The sequence below is a fragment of the Candidatus Methanocrinis alkalitolerans genome, from assembly GCF_029167205.1.
Taxonomy (GTDB): Archaea; Halobacteriota; Methanosarcinia; order Methanotrichales; family Methanotrichaceae; genus Methanocrinis; species Methanocrinis alkalitolerans.
Genome location: NZ_JARFPL010000026.1, coordinates 1 through 16,915, shown reverse-complemented (window position 1 = coordinate 16,915; position 16,915 = coordinate 1). Strand labels below are relative to the sequence as shown.

General features: G+C 58.4%; 17 protein-coding genes and 1 pseudogene. 12 read left to right on the top strand and 6 right to left on the bottom strand.

Annotated elements, in window-relative coordinates; all coding sequences use genetic code 11:
- Window positions 1-4 precede the first annotated feature (4 nt).
- From P0O24_RS08735 to P0O24_RS08725, 3 genes are all read left to right on the top strand, one after another.
- Window positions 5-2,986, top strand: coding sequence for a DEAD/DEAH box helicase (locus tag P0O24_RS08735; RefSeq protein ID WP_316969369.1), 2,982 nt, complete (start codon window positions 5-7; stop codon window positions 2,984-2,986).
- Window positions 2,987-3,027: 41 nt separating this feature from the next.
- Window positions 3,028-3,753, top strand: a complete 726-nt coding sequence (hisA, locus tag P0O24_RS08730; protein WP_316969368.1) for a 1-(5-phosphoribosyl)-5-[(5-phosphoribosylamino)methylideneamino]imidazole-4-carboxamide isomerase — start codon at window positions 3,028-3,030, stop codon at window positions 3,751-3,753.
- A gap of 79 nt (window positions 3,754-3,832) precedes the next feature.
- Window positions 3,833-4,399 (top strand): imidazoleglycerol-phosphate dehydratase, encoded by a 567-nt coding sequence (locus P0O24_RS08725; protein WP_316969367.1) that lies wholly within the window; start codon window positions 3,833-3,835, stop codon window positions 4,397-4,399.
- A gap of 29 nt (window positions 4,400-4,428) precedes the next feature.
- Here P0O24_RS08725 and guaA read toward each other — a convergent pair whose 3' ends face one another.
- Together guaA and P0O24_RS08715 are read right to left on the bottom strand one after the other, a co-directional pair.
- Window positions 4,429-5,343 carry a glutamine-hydrolyzing GMP synthase gene (gene guaA / locus P0O24_RS08720; RefSeq protein ID WP_316969366.1) on the bottom strand — a complete coding sequence of 305 codons (915 nt, stop codon included), beginning with the start codon at window positions 5,341-5,343 and terminating at the stop codon, window positions 4,429-4,431.
- Window positions 5,344-5,597: 254 nt separating this feature from the next.
- The gene (locus P0O24_RS08715) at window positions 5,598-6,776 is read right to left on the bottom strand and encodes a hypothetical protein (RefSeq protein ID WP_316969365.1); all 1,179 of its coding nucleotides are present in this window, start codon (window positions 6,774-6,776) and stop codon (window positions 5,598-5,600) included.
- A 585-nt stretch (window positions 6,777-7,361) separates the two neighbouring features.
- Between P0O24_RS08715 and P0O24_RS08710 the strand changes: the two genes are divergently transcribed.
- The 4 genes from P0O24_RS08710 (at window position 7,362) to P0O24_RS08695 (ending at window position 10,681) form a co-directional block, all read left to right on the top strand.
- A complete protein-coding gene (locus tag P0O24_RS08710) occupies window positions 7,362-8,990 on the top strand; it encodes a hypothetical protein (protein ID WP_316969364.1) in 1,629 nt (542 codons plus the stop codon).
- A gap of 376 nt (window positions 8,991-9,366) precedes the next feature.
- The gene (locus P0O24_RS08705; protein WP_316969363.1) at window positions 9,367-9,627 is read left to right on the top strand and encodes a PRC-barrel domain-containing protein; all 261 of its coding nucleotides are present in this window, start codon (window positions 9,367-9,369) and stop codon (window positions 9,625-9,627) included.
- Window positions 9,611-10,417, top strand: a complete 807-nt coding sequence (locus P0O24_RS08700; protein ID WP_316969362.1) for a tRNA(His) guanylyltransferase Thg1 family protein — start codon at window positions 9,611-9,613, stop codon at window positions 10,415-10,417. Before P0O24_RS08705 ends, P0O24_RS08700 begins: the two co-directional genes overlap by 17 nt.
- A 12-nt stretch (window positions 10,418-10,429) precedes the next feature.
- On the top strand, window positions 10,430-10,681 hold the full coding sequence (locus P0O24_RS08695; RefSeq protein ID WP_316969361.1) for an RNA chaperone Hfq: 252 nt from the start codon (window positions 10,430-10,432) through the stop codon (window positions 10,679-10,681).
- Window positions 10,682-10,690: 9 nt separating this feature from the next.
- Here the strand turns inward: P0O24_RS08695 and P0O24_RS08690 are convergent, their stop codons facing one another.
- From P0O24_RS08690 to P0O24_RS08680, 3 genes are all read right to left on the bottom strand, one after another.
- Window positions 10,691-11,350, bottom strand: coding sequence for a YkgJ family cysteine cluster protein (locus tag P0O24_RS08690; protein ID WP_316969360.1), 660 nt, complete (start codon window positions 11,348-11,350; stop codon window positions 10,691-10,693).
- Window positions 11,351-11,355: 5 nt separating this feature from the next.
- Window positions 11,356-11,907, bottom strand: a complete 552-nt coding sequence (locus tag P0O24_RS08685; protein ID WP_316969359.1) for a GMP synthase subunit A — start codon at window positions 11,905-11,907, stop codon at window positions 11,356-11,358.
- 115 nt (window positions 11,908-12,022) lie between these two features.
- Window positions 12,023-12,709 carry a flavoprotein gene (locus tag P0O24_RS08680; protein WP_316969358.1) on the bottom strand — a complete coding sequence of 229 codons (687 nt, stop codon included), beginning with the start codon at window positions 12,707-12,709 and terminating at the stop codon, window positions 12,023-12,025.
- A 117-nt stretch (window positions 12,710-12,826) separates the two neighbouring features.
- Here P0O24_RS08680 and fae point away from each other — a divergent pair, with 117 nt between their 5' ends.
- The gene (fae, locus tag P0O24_RS08675; protein WP_316969357.1) at window positions 12,827-13,333 is read left to right on the top strand and encodes a formaldehyde-activating enzyme; all 507 of its coding nucleotides are present in this window, start codon (window positions 12,827-12,829) and stop codon (window positions 13,331-13,333) included.
- Window positions 13,334-13,494: 161 nt separating this feature from the next.
- The gene (locus tag P0O24_RS08670; protein WP_316969356.1) at window positions 13,495-14,619 is read left to right on the top strand and encodes an AI-2E family transporter; all 1,125 of its coding nucleotides are present in this window, start codon (window positions 13,495-13,497) and stop codon (window positions 14,617-14,619) included.
- Between the two features lie 54 nt (window positions 14,620-14,673).
- Here P0O24_RS08670 and P0O24_RS08665 read toward each other — a convergent pair whose 3' ends face one another.
- A complete protein-coding gene (locus P0O24_RS08665) occupies window positions 14,674-14,829 on the bottom strand; it encodes a hypothetical protein (RefSeq protein ID WP_316969355.1) in 156 nt (51 codons plus the stop codon).
- Window positions 14,830-15,004: 175 nt separating this feature from the next.
- Between P0O24_RS08665 and P0O24_RS08660 the strand changes: the two genes are divergently transcribed.
- The 3 genes and pseudogenes from P0O24_RS08660 to P0O24_RS08650 form a co-directional block, all read left to right on the top strand.
- On the top strand, window positions 15,005-15,760 hold the full coding sequence (locus P0O24_RS08660; protein ID WP_316969354.1) for a hypothetical protein: 756 nt from the start codon (window positions 15,005-15,007) through the stop codon (window positions 15,758-15,760).
- A gap of 62 nt (window positions 15,761-15,822) precedes the next feature.
- A complete protein-coding gene (locus P0O24_RS08655; protein ID WP_316969353.1) occupies window positions 15,823-15,978 on the top strand; it encodes a DUF1328 family protein in 156 nt (51 codons plus the stop codon).
- A gap of 343 nt (window positions 15,979-16,321) precedes the next feature.
- Window positions 16,322-16,915, top strand: a pseudogene (locus P0O24_RS08650) (hypothetical protein); the annotation flags it as partial.

Below are 16,915 nucleotides of genomic sequence, written 5' to 3'. Positions count from 1 at the left end.
GTTTGTGACCGTCTTTTCGAGGCTCCGCCCCGAGATCCGGGGGCTCCTCGCCCGCCAGGGGATAGTGGAGCCGACGCCGCCCCAGAAGATGGCGATACCCCGGATCCTCGCCGGAGAGAACATCCTCCTCATCGCCCCCACCGGGACGGGAAAGACCGAGGCTGCGGCCCTCCCGCTATTCCACAAGATGCTCCGGGATAAGGGCAGGGGAGGGGGGCGGAAGGCCGGCGCCCCCAGAGGAAGAGCAGGGGCGAAGAGCGCCCGAGGAAGGGGCGGAGGCTCCGGGGCGGGAGAGGGGGGGCAGGCCCCCGGCGGGATCTCCGCCATCTACGTCACGCCGCTGCGGGCCCTCAACCGGGACATGCTCTCGCGCCTCCAGGGGTGGGGAGAAGAGCTGGGGATCTCCGTCGCCGTCCGCCACGGCGACACAACCCAGGCAGAGAGGCGGGCCCAGTCCCTCCGGCCTCCCGACCTTCTCATCACGACGCCGGAGACCCTCCAGGTTATGCTGACGGGCAAGAGGCTCAGAACGAACCTCGGAGGGCTAAAGACCGTCGTCATCGACGAGGTCCACGAGCTGGCGGCCTCAAAGCGGGGGTCGCAGCTCGCGATCGTTTTGGAGAGGATGGTGGAGGTGGCAGGAGAGTTTCAGAGAGTGGGGCTCTCGGCGACCGTCGGCACCCCGGAGACGGTAGCGGAGTTTCTGGTGGGATCGAACAGGAGGTGCGGCATCCTCCGGGCCGACGTCGAGAGGGTGGCGGAGTTTCGGGTCGTCTCCCCCCAGCCGAAGGGCGGCGACTTCGCCCTCGCCAGGAGGCTTGAGTGCGACCCCCAGCTCGCTGCCCAGATCAGGATGATCCGGGAGGCGGTGAAGAGGGAGAGGTGCCTCGTCTTCGTCAACACCCGCCAGGCCGCCGAGGTCCTGGGGTCGAGCTTCCGCCGTCTCGGCGAGGAGATCGGCGTCCACCACGGCAGCCTATCCAAAGAGGCGAGGATAGAGGCTGAGGAGGCGTTCAAGGCGGGCCGCCTCCAGGGGCTGATATGTACGTCATCGATGGAGCTGGGGATCGACATTGGCGACGTCGACCACGTCATCCAGTACGGCTCCCCGAGGGAGGTCTCCCGCCTCGTCCAGAGGGTGGGAAGAGCCGGCCACAGCATGGGGAGGAGTTCGGCAGGGACGATCATCGCCACCGGCCCCGACGACGTCGCCGAGGCCCTCGCCATCGCGAGAAGGGCGAACGCGAAGGAGCTTGAGGAGACGAGGCCCCACAAAAAACCGAAGGATGTTCTGGCAAACCAGCTGGTGGGGCTCGCCCTCGACTTCGGCGAGATCACCCTTGCAAGGTCTTTTGAGATCATCGCCAGATCCTCCCCCTTCCGGGACATTTCCCTCGCCGAGATGGAGGAGGTGGCCCGGGAGATCGAGGTCCACAGGCTCGTATATCTCGAAGACGGCGTCCTCCGGAGGAGGCGCAACTCCTGGGAGTACTACTACCAGAACCTCTCGATGATCCCCGACGAGAAGAGGTACGCCGTCTACGACGTAGTCGGAAGGAAGGCGGTGGGAACCCTCGATGAGGCCTTCGTAATCAACTTCGCAGAGCCCGGGGCGACCTTCGTCGCCAGGGGAGAGATCTGGGAGATCATCGAGGTCCTCGACGACGAGGAGGAGATCAGGGTCGCCCCCATTAACAGAGGCGGCGAGATCCCCACCTGGTCCGGAGAGGAGATCCCCGTCCCCTGGGGCGTCGCTCAGGAGGCGGGGAAGATCCGGGCCCAGGTCGCACGACTGCTGGAGAGAAGAAGAGGTGTCAGAGGTGGTGGGAGGGGAGGAGACGGTCCCGATGGGGGCGGGGGCGGGGGCGGGGCCGGGGCAGGAGGGGAGGAGACGGCGACGGCCTTCCTGATGGAAGAATACCCCGCCGACGAGGAGGCTGCGAGGCTCTTTGTGAAGATGATAAACTCCCAGGTCTCGGCCCATCTCCCCGTCCCCGATCACCGGACCGTCGTCGTTGAGGGGGACGCAACCCACATCACGGTGAACGCCTGCCTTGGGACCCAGGCGAACGAGGCCCTGGGTAGGGTCGTGACCGCCCTCCTCTCGGCTAGGCTCGGAAGCTCCGTCGCCCTGGACGTCGACCCCTACAGGATCGGCCTGGAGACCTCAAAGCCGATGATCGCCGAGGAGGTGGCAGCCCTCCTGATGGAGACTGACCCAGATCACATCGGCCCGATCCTTGAGCTGACCCTCAAGAACACGTCGCTATTCACCTGGAGGATGGTCCACGTCTCCCGGAAGTTCGGGGCGCTCCGCCGGGACTTGGACAGGACGACGGTCAGCCTCAAGAGGGTTCTGGGGGTATTCGTCGACGGCCCCATCGGCCAGGAGGCCATGCGGGAGCTGTTCTGGGATCGCCTCGACGTCTGCCGGGCGAGGAGGGCGCTGGAGGATCTGAGGGCGGGAGATGTCGCCATCACCACATCTCACCCAAGCCCCATAGGCTCTGAAGGGAGGCGGGGAGGAAGGGACGTCACAACTCCGCAGCGGGCCGACGGGGCGGTGATCGAGCTATTGAGGGATCGGATCATGAACGACCGGGTGATCCTCTTCTGCGTCAGCTGCAGGGGGTGGAAGTCCCTTCGGACCGTAAAGAGCGTCCCGGCGGTCCCCGAGTGCCCCCTCTGTGGCTCTCGGATGGTGGCCGCCCTCAAGCCATGGGAAGAAGAGGAGATCGGCGTCGTCAGAAAGCCGGAGGCTGCGAAGACCGCCGAGGACCGACGGAGGACCAAGAGGGTCTATAGGAACGCAAACCTCGTCCTCACCTACGGCAAGAGCGCCGCCGTCGCCCTGGCGAGCCGGGGGCTGGGCCCTGAGACGGCGGCAAGATTGATGCGAAACCTCAGAAGAGACGAGGACGACTTCTATCGAGACATCCTCAAGGCGGAACGGGAGTACGCCAGAACGAAGAGGTTCTGGACCTAGGTGCCCCAAGATTTAAGGTCTCAGGGGTCCAGGATCCACTCATGACTTTCGATCTCTTTCCTGCCGTCGACCTTCGCGGCGGAAGATGCGTCCAGCTCGTAGGAGGCGTCCCTGGTTCCGAGGTGGTATCCCTCGACGACCCCATCGCCCAGGCGGTCCGATGGGCTCTGATGGGGTCATCGACCCTCCACATCATAGACCTGGACGGGGCTATCCAGGGGGTCAGGATAAACGCACCCATCATCGAGGAGATCGTCGATAGGCTCGACCTCTTCATCCAGGTGGGGGGCGGGATCAGGTCCCAAGAGGATGCAGCATCCCTCCTGGAACTTGGAGTCGATAGGGTTATCCTGGGGACCGCGGCCCTGGCAAGCCCCCAGATGGTCACCGACCTCGCCGCCGACTTCGGGAAGGATAGGGTGATGGTAGCCCTGGACGTCAGGGGGGGGAAGGTCACCACCGAAGGGTGGCAGAGGGTGCTGGAGAAGGGGGCGGCGGAGCTTGGACACCTATTCCAGGATCGCGGCGCGGGATCTCTCCTATTCACCAACATCGACACTGAGGGGCAGGTCCGGGGGATCGATCCCGAACCGACGAGGAGGCTCGTGGAGGCGGTGGAGATCCCGGTCGTCGCCGCGGGGGGGGTCACCACCATCGAGGACATCCTCGTACTGAGGGAGGCGGGGGCGGCGGGGGCCGTCGTCGGGACGGCGATATACACGGGAAAGCTCGACTTCAAAATGGCCCTTTCCGCCATCGGACCCTGATCTGAGCCATCGTGTAGGTTTTGTGGAGGTTTCGTAGAGGTCTGTCGCGGGCTTATGGAGGATCCGTATAGGTGATGATATGAGGAAGGGAGAGGGAATCATTGAGGTCGGCGGGGCGCGGGCGGAGATCAAGTTGGAGCTTGATGGTGCGGGAGAATGGGATATCGACTCCGGATCTGGGTTTCTCGACCACATCCTCGGCGCCCTCGCAAAGATGGGTGAGATCGACGTCTCGGCGAAGGCCGAGGGGGGGGTAGCACCCCAGAGGGCGAGGGCCGTCGGCCTGGCCCTGGGTGCGGCCTTCGCCGCGGCGCTGGGGGATAAGCGGGGAATAAAAAGGTACGGCTGGGCGGCGGTCCCCATGGACGAGGCGGTGGCCAAGGTGGCCCTGGACCTCTCCGGGAGGGCCTATCTGGTGACGAAGGGGGAGTTCTGCGGCGATATGATCGCAGACCTCGCCACCCAGGACGTCCTGGCGACGCTATCGGCCCTGGTGGTGGGGGGGAGTCTCACCCTGAACGTCGAGTTCGATGGGGTAAACGACCACCACAAGGCAGAGAGCATCTTCAAGGCCCTGGGACTCGCGTTTAAGGAGGCAAAAAAAGTCGAGGGAAAGGGCGTCCTCAGCACCAAGGGCGTCCTCTGACCGCCCAGCCCCCTGACCGCAGGGAAGGCTCACTCAAATTCGATCGTTCCGGGGGGCTTTGGCGTCAGGTCGTAGACGACCCTGGATACCTCCGGGATCTCTCCTGCGATCCTGTGAGATATCCGCCTCAGAACGTCCCAGGGGAGCTCCAGGACATCGGCGGTCATGGCGTCCCTCGAAGAGACCGCCCTCACCGCCACCACGTAGCCGTATGCCCTGATGTCCCCCTTCACCCCCGTCGCCTTTCCCAGGACCGCGGCGAAAGCCTGCCACGGCATGAACTCCTTCAGCTCCTCCTCGACGACGGCGTTGGCGATCCTCACCACATCGAGCCTCTCCCGGGTCACTTCCCCCAGGATCCGTACGGAGAGGCCGGGTCCGGGGTAGGGCATCCTCTCGCATATCTCGGCGGGCATCGATAGCCCTCTCGCGACGGCCCTCACCTCGTCCTTGTAGAGGTCCCGGAGCGGCTCGACGATCCCCTTAAACTCCATATCCAGGGGAAGGCCTCCGACGTTGTGATGGGACTTGATGCCCCCCTCAGACTCGATCAGGTCGGGGTAGATCGTCCCCTGGATCAGGTAATCGGCACCGACGCGCCTCGCCTCATCCTCAAAGACCCGGATGAAGGTCTCCCCCACCACCTTCCTCTTATCCTCGGGGTCGGTAACCCCCGCCAGAGCGGCGAGGAACCGCTCCTCAGCGCGGACGGTGATGAGATTGAAGTCGGAGAACATCTTCTCTATCTTCTCCGACTCGCCCTTCCGCATAAGCCCGCTGTCGACGTAGACCGGGAGGAGCCGGTCTCCGATCGCCTCGCGGGCCAGAAAGGCGCATACGGAGCTGTCCACGCCGCCGGAGAGGCCTATCACCGCTCTTCCCTTCACCTGGCGGCGGATCTCTGCTACGGCTTCTTCGATGAACTGGGGGACGTTCAGACCCATAGAGGTCTTTTGGCCGGTTTCGAGGATAATAGGCTTGCGGTTCTGGGAGTTCCCGATTTCAGATGACCCCAACGTGAACCGCACATGAAAAATAATCATTTAAAGGGGCGGGTGTTAGGGTATCATTGCGGGAAGGGGAGTGGGAAACAAGATCGCCAGACCTCCTATGAGGATGAGGGGGCATATCCCTCCGCCCTCTCATCCTATCGTCCCTTTTGCTCATTTGGTGATCTGACTTCTTCCTGCCTTTTCATTCATTTATATACATCGCTGCCGCTTTTGAGGGAGTAGCTCCCCCTAAAGAGGCTGGTGATGGCGGCGTCTCTATCTTTGGTGTGGCTCTCGATATCGTATATCGCCGTCCCGGTGAAGTTGGACACAGAGCCGAGTTTCAGCCTGGTGCTCCGGACCTCGGCCTGGCCTGTCAGGTTCAGATTCTCGGCATAGAGGTACCGCTCCCTTATGATGGAGCCCCTCTTATCATCGATGCAGATGTGGGTTGCGTGCCAGCTGGAGTTGTACCCAAGGGCGCGGCCGAAGGAGAGGTTTATGGCAACGGGTTCCTTCACGGCATCAAAGGATCTCTCCATCTTCATCCTGCTGCTCCTGTAGCTCGATATCTCCTCCGACTCGTACTCTCCGGAGCCGTGCTCTGAGAAGCTGAGGGTCGTCCCCACAATGGACCGGACCGGAGTCTCGACCCGCCCCCTCCTCTCGAACTGGTCGCAGGATATCCTCACCTGGTTTACTATCAGGTGAGGGCTCCTATCGGTGGTGAACCTCCGCCTGACGGAGACGAAGCCGTTCCCAGAGACCCGCCCCTCCAGATCCGCAACGAAGTTCTGCTTCTCCATCTTCATCACCAGGACGATCTTGCCGTACTCTCCGGGAAGAAGAGTCCCTATCGTCCAGACGTTCTTCGTCCCGGGGTCTGGGGGCGGGTCTGCCGAGAGGAGGGACATCCTGGGGTCGAAATCCTCTACGATCACCAGGTTTGTGATCGGCTCCAGAAGGTCGTTCCCGTAGGTGATGGTGTAGGTGATCTTGCCCCCCTGGCTTATCCGCTTCGGCTTGCCCACTTTTGTCACCTGATCTTCCAGAGGCTCAAAGCTCAGAGTATAACTGCCGAGCCTTATGTAATCGATGAGACAAGACCCTCCGACGTCGCCGATTCCGTATAGAGTTATCCATATCCTAACAACTCCAGCTGGGCCGAAATGATCCTGGCATCCTGCCAAATCGCCTATTTCAACGCTGTTTCTGTCCTGGAATTGAAACCGTTGATCGAAGGCGTCTAGCTCCGTCCAATCAGAACCCGAGAGGTCGACCCCGTCCCAAATATTTGCCCTCGACTTCACCCAGTTGTCTCCAGCCGATTTCTTATCGGTGTATCTTCCGTCACCGTTGACGTCAAGAAACAACCTTATCTCCATGTCTCCACCACCGCTGAGGGGAAGGATCTGCATACAAAAGTCGTCGACTTCTTCTAAAGGAAGAGGATCATCCAGGTATATCATGAGCCTGATATACTTCTTATTTTCAAATACAGATAGCATTGCCGAGTTTGGACCGTGAAAAGCTTTTTCATCCGAGATCATCGCTATGCCGTATTTGGATTTTCCGAGGCCGTAGTCTATGCCAGGGGAGCAACAAGCCGTTATCATGGCGGAAGAAAGCAATACAACTAATTCCAATATAGACATAAGTTTCATCCACCAATTATTGGACAGACTCTAATATAAAAAAATATCTGTAAGGATGGGTTGCAGATGCCGACCCTGTCGAAGATCTATCCCCGTCTCCTCCGTCCTGGAGCCCCCCCTCCCCCCCATCTATATGTGATTAACAATTGATTCATATAACCGAAAATGGGGTAAAACCGACTAACAGGGACCCAATATGAAAAATAGGTATTTAAATTTCCCAGGCCAGGCTTTATTTGGCGGAAAGGTTCGCCGTGAAGAAAGTAAGACTTTGTAGGTGATTCGAGCATGGTTGGGGGGTTATTTACCACGAAATTGGGGGAGGAGTCCCTGAAGAGCTTCGCGAAGGAGGCGTTCGTCAGGGATAACCTTCCCTACATCATGGGGATCATATCTCTATTGGTGATGATCCTGGCGGCGGCAGCCTCATCAGCCTCTGCCGCGGGGACGATAACATTTCAGACGACGGGCCCGGGGATGGCTTATACGTCCTTTGCCTGGTCCGATATCCCGGCCCCGGGGCCGGAGGGGTTCTACTACTATCATGGAAGCTCCCTGGACGGCTTCTGGCTTGAGGAGCCGATGGCAGGGCGCGGCCTGTGGATGGCCAGCCATCGCGGGCCGGACCGATACAGCCGGAGCTGGTACAACCAACCTCCTGTAGCCACCGACCTCCGCCCGGACAACCCCAGCCCCCTGGTGGCGGGGTCCTCCGTCACCTGGACCGCCAGGGCGACGGACCCTGACGGCGACCCCATACTATACAAGTTCTGGCTCAACGGCCCCTCCACTGGCTGGACCTGGCAGGATATGACGGGATGGACGGCGAGCAACCGATGGACCTGGATGACGTCCCTCTCCGACGCGGGGACGAGCCAGATATCTGTCAGCGTCAAAGATGGGAGGCACGCTGGACCTGACGGATCGAAGAGCAGCCTGATCAAAGAGTACACGATAACCATGCCGAGGTCGAACAGTCCGCCGACGGCCACGTCTCTGATGCCAAACCGGGAAAGCCCGCAGGTGGTCGGATCCTCCGTCACCTGGACGGCGACGGCGACGGACCCCGACGGCGACCTGATATACTACCGGTTCTGGCTTAAGGGTCCATCCACAGGGAACGCTTGGAAGGACATGACCGGTTGGACGGCAAAGGACAGTTGGACCTGGCAGACGACCGGATCCGACGTCGGGACTAGCTCGGTGAACGTCTGGATAAGGGACGGAAAACACGCCGGGACCGACGGATGGGACAGCTACCAGGTGAGGGAGTTCACCGTCGCGGTTCCGAGGACGAACAGTCCGCCGACGGCCACGTCTCTGACGCCAAACCGTGAAAGCCCCCAGTCGGCCGGGTCCTCCGTCACCTGGACGGCGACGGCGACGGACCCTGACGGCGACCTGATATACTACCGGTTCTGGCTGAAAGGCCCATCCACAGGGAACGCTTGGAAGGACATGACCGGTTGGACGGCGAACGACAGGTGGACCTGGCAGACGACCGGATCCGACGTTGGGACTAGCTCGGTGAACGTCTGGATAAGGGACGGAAAACACGCAGGGACCGACGGATGGGACAGCTACCAGGTGAGGGAGTTCGTGGTGATCGGCTCCGCGCCGACGACGAACCAGCCTCCTGTCGCCTTCAGCCTATCGCCGAACAGGGAAGGTCCCAGGAAAGCCGGAACGAACGTCGTATGGACCGCCGGCGCTCATGACCCCGATGGCGACCTGATATACTACAGGTTCTGGCTGAAGGGCCCCTCCACAGGGAACGCTTGGAGGGACATGACCGGTTGGACGGCGAACGACAGCTGGAACTGGCAGACTACCGCGTCCGACGTCGGCGATAACCAGGTGAACGTCTGGATAAGGGACGGAAAACACGCCGGGACCGACGGATGGGACAGCTACCAGGTGAGGTATTACTCCATAACCTGGTGAGGGCTTCGGCCGATTCCCGCGAGAAATTGACGATGGTATAACTCCGCGACGCCGGGAGGATCGTCTCGTCTCCTCTCGGCCTCAAGATTACGACGGCAATGATGATGATCTCTTGATAGGGAGCTATGATATGAAGGGGGCGTTGGGAGGGGATCGCCCCTCCCAACTCAACAGTCCATCATAGCCGATGGACCGGCGTTTCTTCGGCTCTTTTTCCTGTCGCCCGCTATTTCTATCGTCGGCCATCCCGCCCAGCAGCGCCCCCGCCGCACTTCCATCAATTCCAGAACGCCGCAGAGCTTCGTCGCCGCTGCCCGGTGGCACCTGATCAGAAGATTTATGATATGAGAGGATCTACCCAATAGGAGGGGACGAGATGCGCATCGAGATTACAGCACTTTTGGATCAGGACGTCTACACCCAGAAGGGGATCTTCGTCGGGAGGGTCGACGACGTGGTCCTCGATCCTGATGTAGGCGAGGTGAGCGGCCTTGCTCTGGGAAACCTGAACAAGTCATTCCTCGACCTCAAGGGGAAGGGGATAATAATACCCTATCAGGGGGTCACCGCAGTCGGGGACATCATAATCACCAAGCACTTCGCCACCATGCCCAACAGCGATGAGAAGAAGGGCTGACGGCCGGGAGGTATACGCCGACCTGCGGGTCCGGGGACCCCTGGTGGTGAGGGCCGACGGGAGGGGTTTTGGAAAGATCCTCCAGAAGGCGGATAAGCCCCACGACCTGGGATTCGCGATGGCGATGGCGAGGGCAGCGAGGACGTTCGTCGAGAAGTCGGGGCTCTCTCCAGTTTGCGCCTTCACCTTCTCCGATGAGATCAACCTCCTCTTCCCGGTCCCCCCCTTCCGCGGCCGCCTCGAGAAGATCGACTCGGTGGTGGCGGGGTCCCTCTCCGGTCACCTATCCCTCAACCTCGAAAGAGCCGTCGCCATGGATGCGAGGTCGATACCCCTCTGCCCCAGCGAGATCAATGGGTACTTCGCGGATAGGCAGGACGAGGCCTGGAGAAACCACGTCTTCTCATCCGGCTTCTACGCCCTCATCGATGATGGCCTAGCTCCCCGCGAGGCGATGGGCCGCCTCCGGGGGATGAAGGAGGGCGAGATCCACGAGATGCTCTTCTGCCGGGGGACCAACCTCGCCAAGAGCCCCGCATGGCAGAAGCGTGGAATCCTGATCCGCCGTATCGAGGAGGCAGAGTTTGGCGAAGGCCTCGAAGGAATGGTGGGGAGGGAAAAGGAGATGGAGGATGAGAGCGGGTATAGAGACGGACCGATCGGAGGAGAGGGTGAGGGCGAAAGGAGGGTCGGGAGTAGGAGGAGAAAGATCGTCGAGGACTGGGAGCCCCCCCTCTTTCGATCGGAAGAGGGAAGGCACCTCATAGAAGGGACGATCTGCGGTCATTAGGAGTTGATTGTGATGTTCATGGATACGAGAGGAGAGGGAGAAGAAGAGACGAAGAAGGAGACGGCCAGGCCGAAGCAGTTCATCCCCAAGGCCGTCGGCCAGAAGGTGACGATCAGGCTGATGGACGGAAGGCCCCTGATAGCCAAGCTCGAATCTCACAACAACTACGAGCTCCTCCTGGACGTCGGGAAGGGAAAAAAGATCATCGTCTTCAAGCACGCCATCAGCACCCTGGAGTACGAGGCCCAAGATGAGGGTCGGTAAAAGGCCGGTCTACCACCCCCTGAAAAGCTTGATGCGGCGGCCGAAAGCCCCTTGGATCTCAGACCAGTCGATATCGTGATACCCATCGCTATCGTGGACGATGCATCTGCCGCGAGGCGAAGGCTCGCCCCTCTCGAAGTCCTCGTACCTCCGGACAAGCTCCATCGCCTCCCGGATCTCGACGATCTGCCTTCTTTTCAGAAGCTCGGCGAGCTTCGTGGCCTCCGAGTGGCCGATCTCGCCCCCGAGCCCCCGGCATTCCGACCATTTGAGGCGCCCCTTCTCCAGATAAAATGGGTAGGTCTGGCAGAGGAGGGGCCTTGCGCCGTAGATCCGGCACCGCCCCTCAGAATAGTATTTGCAGTCCCGGCCAGCTTTTGCGAGCCGCCACTCCAGGGTGTGAAAGCTCCCCTCGCAGTCCCACTCCCCCTCTTCGGGGGGCCCGGCGGCTTCCAGCCAGCCCTCGCCGGTCTCGGCGACGATAGCCCTGATCTCGAAAGGGAATAGGGCGACGCAGTTCTCCTCGCCCCGGCAGCAGTCGCCACACCCCTCGCACTTAAAGCCGATCCGCTGGATCTCGCGAGCCATCGCCCTCGCTGAGAGGCTCTCGGCCCCCACCAGCTGAGAATCCAGGTCGTCCAGAATCTCGTTTTTAATAGGTCGGTTCAACGGCCCTATCTCCGTTCCCGGCAGAGTTCGATGAAGTTCTCCAGGAGCCTGGTCCCCCCCTCGGTGTGGACGACCTCGGGGTGCCACTGGACGCCGTAGAGGGGGCGCGTCTCGTGGCGCATCGCCTCGATCTCGCAGACCTGCGACCTCGCAAGGACCCGAAACTGCTGCGGAAGGCGGACGACCTGGTCGGCGTGGGAGGCCCAGGTCCTGATCTTCGAGGGGAGACCCTTCAGGATATCGTCCTCCTCCAGCACCTCTACATCCACCTCGGCGTACCCGCCGACCGCCCCCTTCTCGACCCGTCCCCCGAAGGTCTCGGCCATCAGCTGCAGGCCCAGGCAGATCCCCAGGATCGGGACGTCTAGCTTCGTCAGGTACTCTCTGCATTCTCCGGCCCGGCCGAGGGAGGGGCCTCCGCCGAGGATCAGGCCGTCGGCCTCGATCTCCTCTGCCGGCGTCTCGTTGGAGATGATCTTAGCGGGGACGATCTCCCTTATGCTCCGGTGGATCAGGTGGTTGAACTGACCGTAGTTGTTCACTACAAAAACTTCCATCGTTGCCCCGGCATATCTGACCATTAGATGATAAACCTTACACCTCGGACCGGCACTGCAGATCAGGCTCGGCTCGGCCCCATCGACCTCTCATCAATGCGGGCCATCTATCCCGTCAGAAGAGCCGCTCTATATCCTCGGCCCCTTCGAGGACGGTGAACCCCGGGATCGCCCTCAGCCGCTCGATATTCTCCCTGTCCAGGAGCCTCGTCACGACTGAGATCTCGACCTTCCTTATGGCGCCGCTGGGGCAGAGGTCCGCGCAGACCCCGCAGCCGTCGCAGATCACCAGGTCGATCTGCTCCCCGATGGCCCCCTTTGGACAGGCCTCTTTCGGCTCGCAGACGTCGCACCGCCTGCAAAGATCCCTGTCGATGGTGCGGGGAGGCTCTGTCTCAGCCCGATCCTGGACGTCGGTGGGGAGGACGTAGACGGGAACCCCCGCCTTGTTGGCGAGGGCGGCCGCGTTCGTCGGCAACGTGTCGGCTATGCCGCAGACGATCTTCGCGACGGTGTTGGCGGTAGCGGGGGCGATGATCAATAGGTCGAACCTCTTCATCATGAACCTCCCGGCCTTGGGGCTGCTCGCCCCCTCCTCCCGCTCGAAAAATATCTCCTCGAGGTACCCTCCCCCCGAGATCTCTGATAGCCGATCGAAGATGCCGTACATCATCGTGACCTCCTCCCCGGCCCGCGAGACGAAGGTGCAGACCCTGTTCTTCCGGGATACCTCCCTCATCGCCGCCACGCTCTCGGCCAGATAGTGGCCCGCCCCGGTGACGGCCCATGCGACGTTCTTCATCGATCGATTCATCCTCCAGAGAGACGATCTCTAAAGAAAATATATAAAACATAGTCCCTAAGTTACGAGGGGAGACTGACCGCTATAGACCTTTATCAGTCCCGGGGAGATAGAGAGATGACTCATCATTTCGAAAAAGCCCTCATAGGAGAGGCGCTTGCTGGAGAGGGGGCGGAGATCGCCCACATCGACCTCGTCATAGGAAAGAAGGGAACCGCCGTCGAGGAGGCCTTCGTCGCCGCCCTGGCATCGCCGAGGATGGGTCACACTCCCCTTCTCGCGGTCCTGGAGCCGAACCTCATAACAAAGCCCCCCGCCCTGATGGTCAACAAGGTGACGATCACGAACGCCACCCAGGCGCTTCTGATGTATGGTCCCGCTCAGGCGGCGGTGGCCAAGGCGGTGATGGACACTGTGGCGGAGGGTACGATCCCCGAGGATGAGGCCGAGGACTTCCTCATCATCGTCTCGGTCTTCATCCAGTGGGACGCCGAAGACAAAAAGAAGGTCGCCGACTACAATTACAGGGCGACGAAGCTCGCCATAGAAAGAGCGATGAAAGGCGAGCCGACGGTGAAAGAGGCGCTCGCGAAGAAGGAGACGGCAAAGCATCCCTTCGCCTGAATTTCCTCTTTTTTTTGTAGCTATGCAGGTTTCTACCGAAGGCGAATCCCGCCGGGATCGGTCGTCCGTCAAACATCGGCGGTCCACCCAGGAGCGAGCTGCGAAGGATTCAAATCAAATTAACAAAAGTTATATCTAGAAATCAACTGATAATAACTGGCATGGATCAACGTCGAAGATTCTACATCGTATCTGCAGCTATTCTCATTATTCTAATGATCTTCGCCGTATATATCACAAAAGATTTTTTACCAGCCATTTTGTTGGGCTTTTTTCTGGCATTTATTTTGGATCCTGTTTTTATGTATCTAACGAAGCATGTCGGTCACCACCATCGGGCATCAGCTATTATTTCAATGTTAATAATATTTTTTTTACTTTTATTTGTAGTCTTTGTAGCAGCCGATGCGCTCATTGAGGAGATGTCGAACTTGCTGGGGCTAGGTGGCGTCGCCTATCTTCAGATACTGTCATCCAACTTTTCCAGCGCCATCAATGTCTTGGCAGACACGTACATACCAGGTCAGGCTGCAGATTACGTGAAGGCGATAGGCGACATTCCCACCGCCCTCATTTCAATGGTGCAACCAGTTTTACAGGACCACGTCATCAGCTTCGCCTCACATTTGCCCATATACTTTGCTCAAATTTTGCTGGCGATAATTTTCACCTATTACTTCCTGGTAGACGGCAGATGGATAATAAAAGAATTTGTGGGGCTGCTTCCTGAAGATGATGTCGTCGCTCATTTCCTTCAGGAGCTGAACCTGATCTATGAGAGCCTTTTCCGGGTATTCTTCATAATCGCTCTGCTTATAGGTACCATAGGCGCGATCGGATTCCAACTGTTTGGGATTCCCTATCCTTTACTTTTTGGCATGATAATAGCTGTTGCGGCCCTAGTCCCCATATTAGGACCGGAAACAGTCTTTGGGCCGTTCGCTCTATATTACATACTGACTGGGGACTATACCAAAGGGATAGCCCTAATAGCCTTCGGAATGATCTTCCTCGTAATAATCCCCAATAACCTGATTCTTCCACGTCTGGCATCAGTCCGTGCGTCCATCCACCCCCTGATCACCCTCACGGCATTTACAGCGCCTATCTTTGCCATAGGGTTCATGGGCGTGATCGTCGGGCCCGCTGTCTACGGGTTTATTCTCGCAGCTTACAGAACTATGGTATACATGCGCGAGATAAAAACGTCTGTACCAGACGGAGTAGATTCATCCGAGGTTGCAGAGAACCACTTCGGCGACCTAATTCCAGACAGGCTCCATTAGCCGATGCTGAGCTGCCGGATGGCGGCTCTTCGCCGCTCACCCTAAGAGAAAGATTCACCCTTCGATTTTGATACCACGCCTCTCGAAGAACTCTTTCAAGGCCTCTTCTACTACCTGGCTTTGAGCATGCAGGCTGCTTTTGGTTTTTACGGTATAAACCTTCAGGGTTTTGGCCATCGAATCTGATAGTGTCAATGTAGTCTTGGGCATAAATCTAGATTATTGAGCTTAAGATATATACACATTACGGTACTTTAACACTGCGGCATTTTGAGATTTTGGTACCAAAAGCTATTTATTCGATGAAACCGCATTAAGTAATTGATGAATAGATGGCCTTCGAAGAATCAGGTCGAAGGTAGTATATTGTCGGAGATGTTAAAAAATGCGATACAGCAAAATTTTGCTATCTACGATAGCACTAATATGCCTTTCGTTCCAGGCATGCGGACAACTGGGATCGGGCGGGATGGGGTCCAGTGGAGATTGGCTCAGCCCCGACATCAACCGTATCGGTTTCAGGAGTAGTGACTCAGGGATATCCGGAATGGTGCAGTGGCTCGACCGGCCCGTTCCCGCCTTCCCCTGGTACAGCTCGGAAGATAAATTCTATACCGAAAGAATTCCTGAGACTTATTTCTCTCCCTACCAGGAGTACTATACAAGAACAGGGTACTATGTAGAATTAGGAACACCTGCCCCCGCGACTGGCGGAGTAGTAACTGATCCTATAACGTTCGATATTACAACGGCAACACCTTCCAACGTATACTACGGCGCAGGTCTGGGATTGCCATACTCTCAGTATTTGACCCTCGCCCCCTCCTTGACCAATGACCTCTGGGTTCGAGGAGAAGCGAATTGGACGCAATATGTGGTAAGCCCGGTTGGAAACTATCTGCAACTGGTTGCAGATGTGCCCATCGAAGGACATGCAGGATTCTACGAGGTAGTTCAGGGCGACACAACCGCTCCGAGGTACAAGACGTATCAGTTCTCGGAAGGGTATAACACCATGGACTTCTATGCCGATGAGGTTGGAAGACACATGCTCTACTTTGTGATTAACAACCAACCGAGCAACGTAGTCATCGTGGATGTATTTAACCCGGAAACATCAGGATCGATGCCGCCAGCATAGATCGGAGGATGAGTGGAACAAATGCTTGATATGTTTCACTCATCTTCTAGGAGTTTATAAAAATGGCAGACTTGATCGGCTTGGCTATAGTGTTCTTCTTTTTGGCCCTCATAGCGGCGGTATTGGGGGCACGTGGAGTCGCGGGTCTTTCGATGGATATCGCCAAATGGCTCGTTATAATATTCGTCATATTCGCGATAATATCGCTGATACTGTAGAGATTAGCGACAAAATCTATTACCATGAAAGCATTCAGAAAAGGATAGAGTGGCACGATCCAAAAGAGAGCAAAATAATACTCCACATTCTTTCCCTATCTCTATGATGTTCGTGAAGGTTGGTCGGATTTCGATTTATTCATCCGACAAACTTTATTATCAGTAGATACTAACAGGTTAAGTTGTATATCAATAACCGACTTACATCTAGTTCACGTGAAACGAGGGTTACAGCATCTAGCCCCGACGGGACCCTGATGTGAAAAATAGCTACTTAAAATCAAAAGTCACCGATTCCAAAGAGAGAATGAATTTGTAGATCCGAACCAGGGTGGTAATCGAGATGAAAGATCCCTCATTGAAGAAGAACGCCGGGATCCGGCCAAAAGACGGCCCCGGCGATTTCTCAAAAGGCTGTTACAGGTACGCATCGCGGTTGGCTCTTACGCTACTGATCCTGGGTGCCATCGCGATATCCGGGGCGGTGGCCAACGATCCGCCGGTCGCCCTGGATCTCACGCCGAACATGACAAGCCCACAGGATGTGGGTAGCATCATAAGGTGGACCGCCACAGCCACGGATCCTGACGGCGACCCAATCTCATACAAGTTCTGGCTGAAGGGCCCTTCGCCGAGCACAGAATGGCAGCTAAAACAGGACTGGAGCAACACCAACTGGTGGGACTGGATCCCAGACCAGCCCGGCGACTACCAGATAAACGTATGGATCGGGGACCCTGAAAACGTCGCTGCCAATACCTGGGGTGACTACAGAATCGCTGACTTTACGGTAACAACGGCTCAAGCCGCAAACCAGCCGCCGGTCGCCAACTCACTGACCGCCGACAAGTCGAGCCCCCAGAACGCGGGAACGTCGATATTATGGACCGCCAGCGGGACGGATCCGGATGGAGACTCAATACAGTACAGGTTCTGG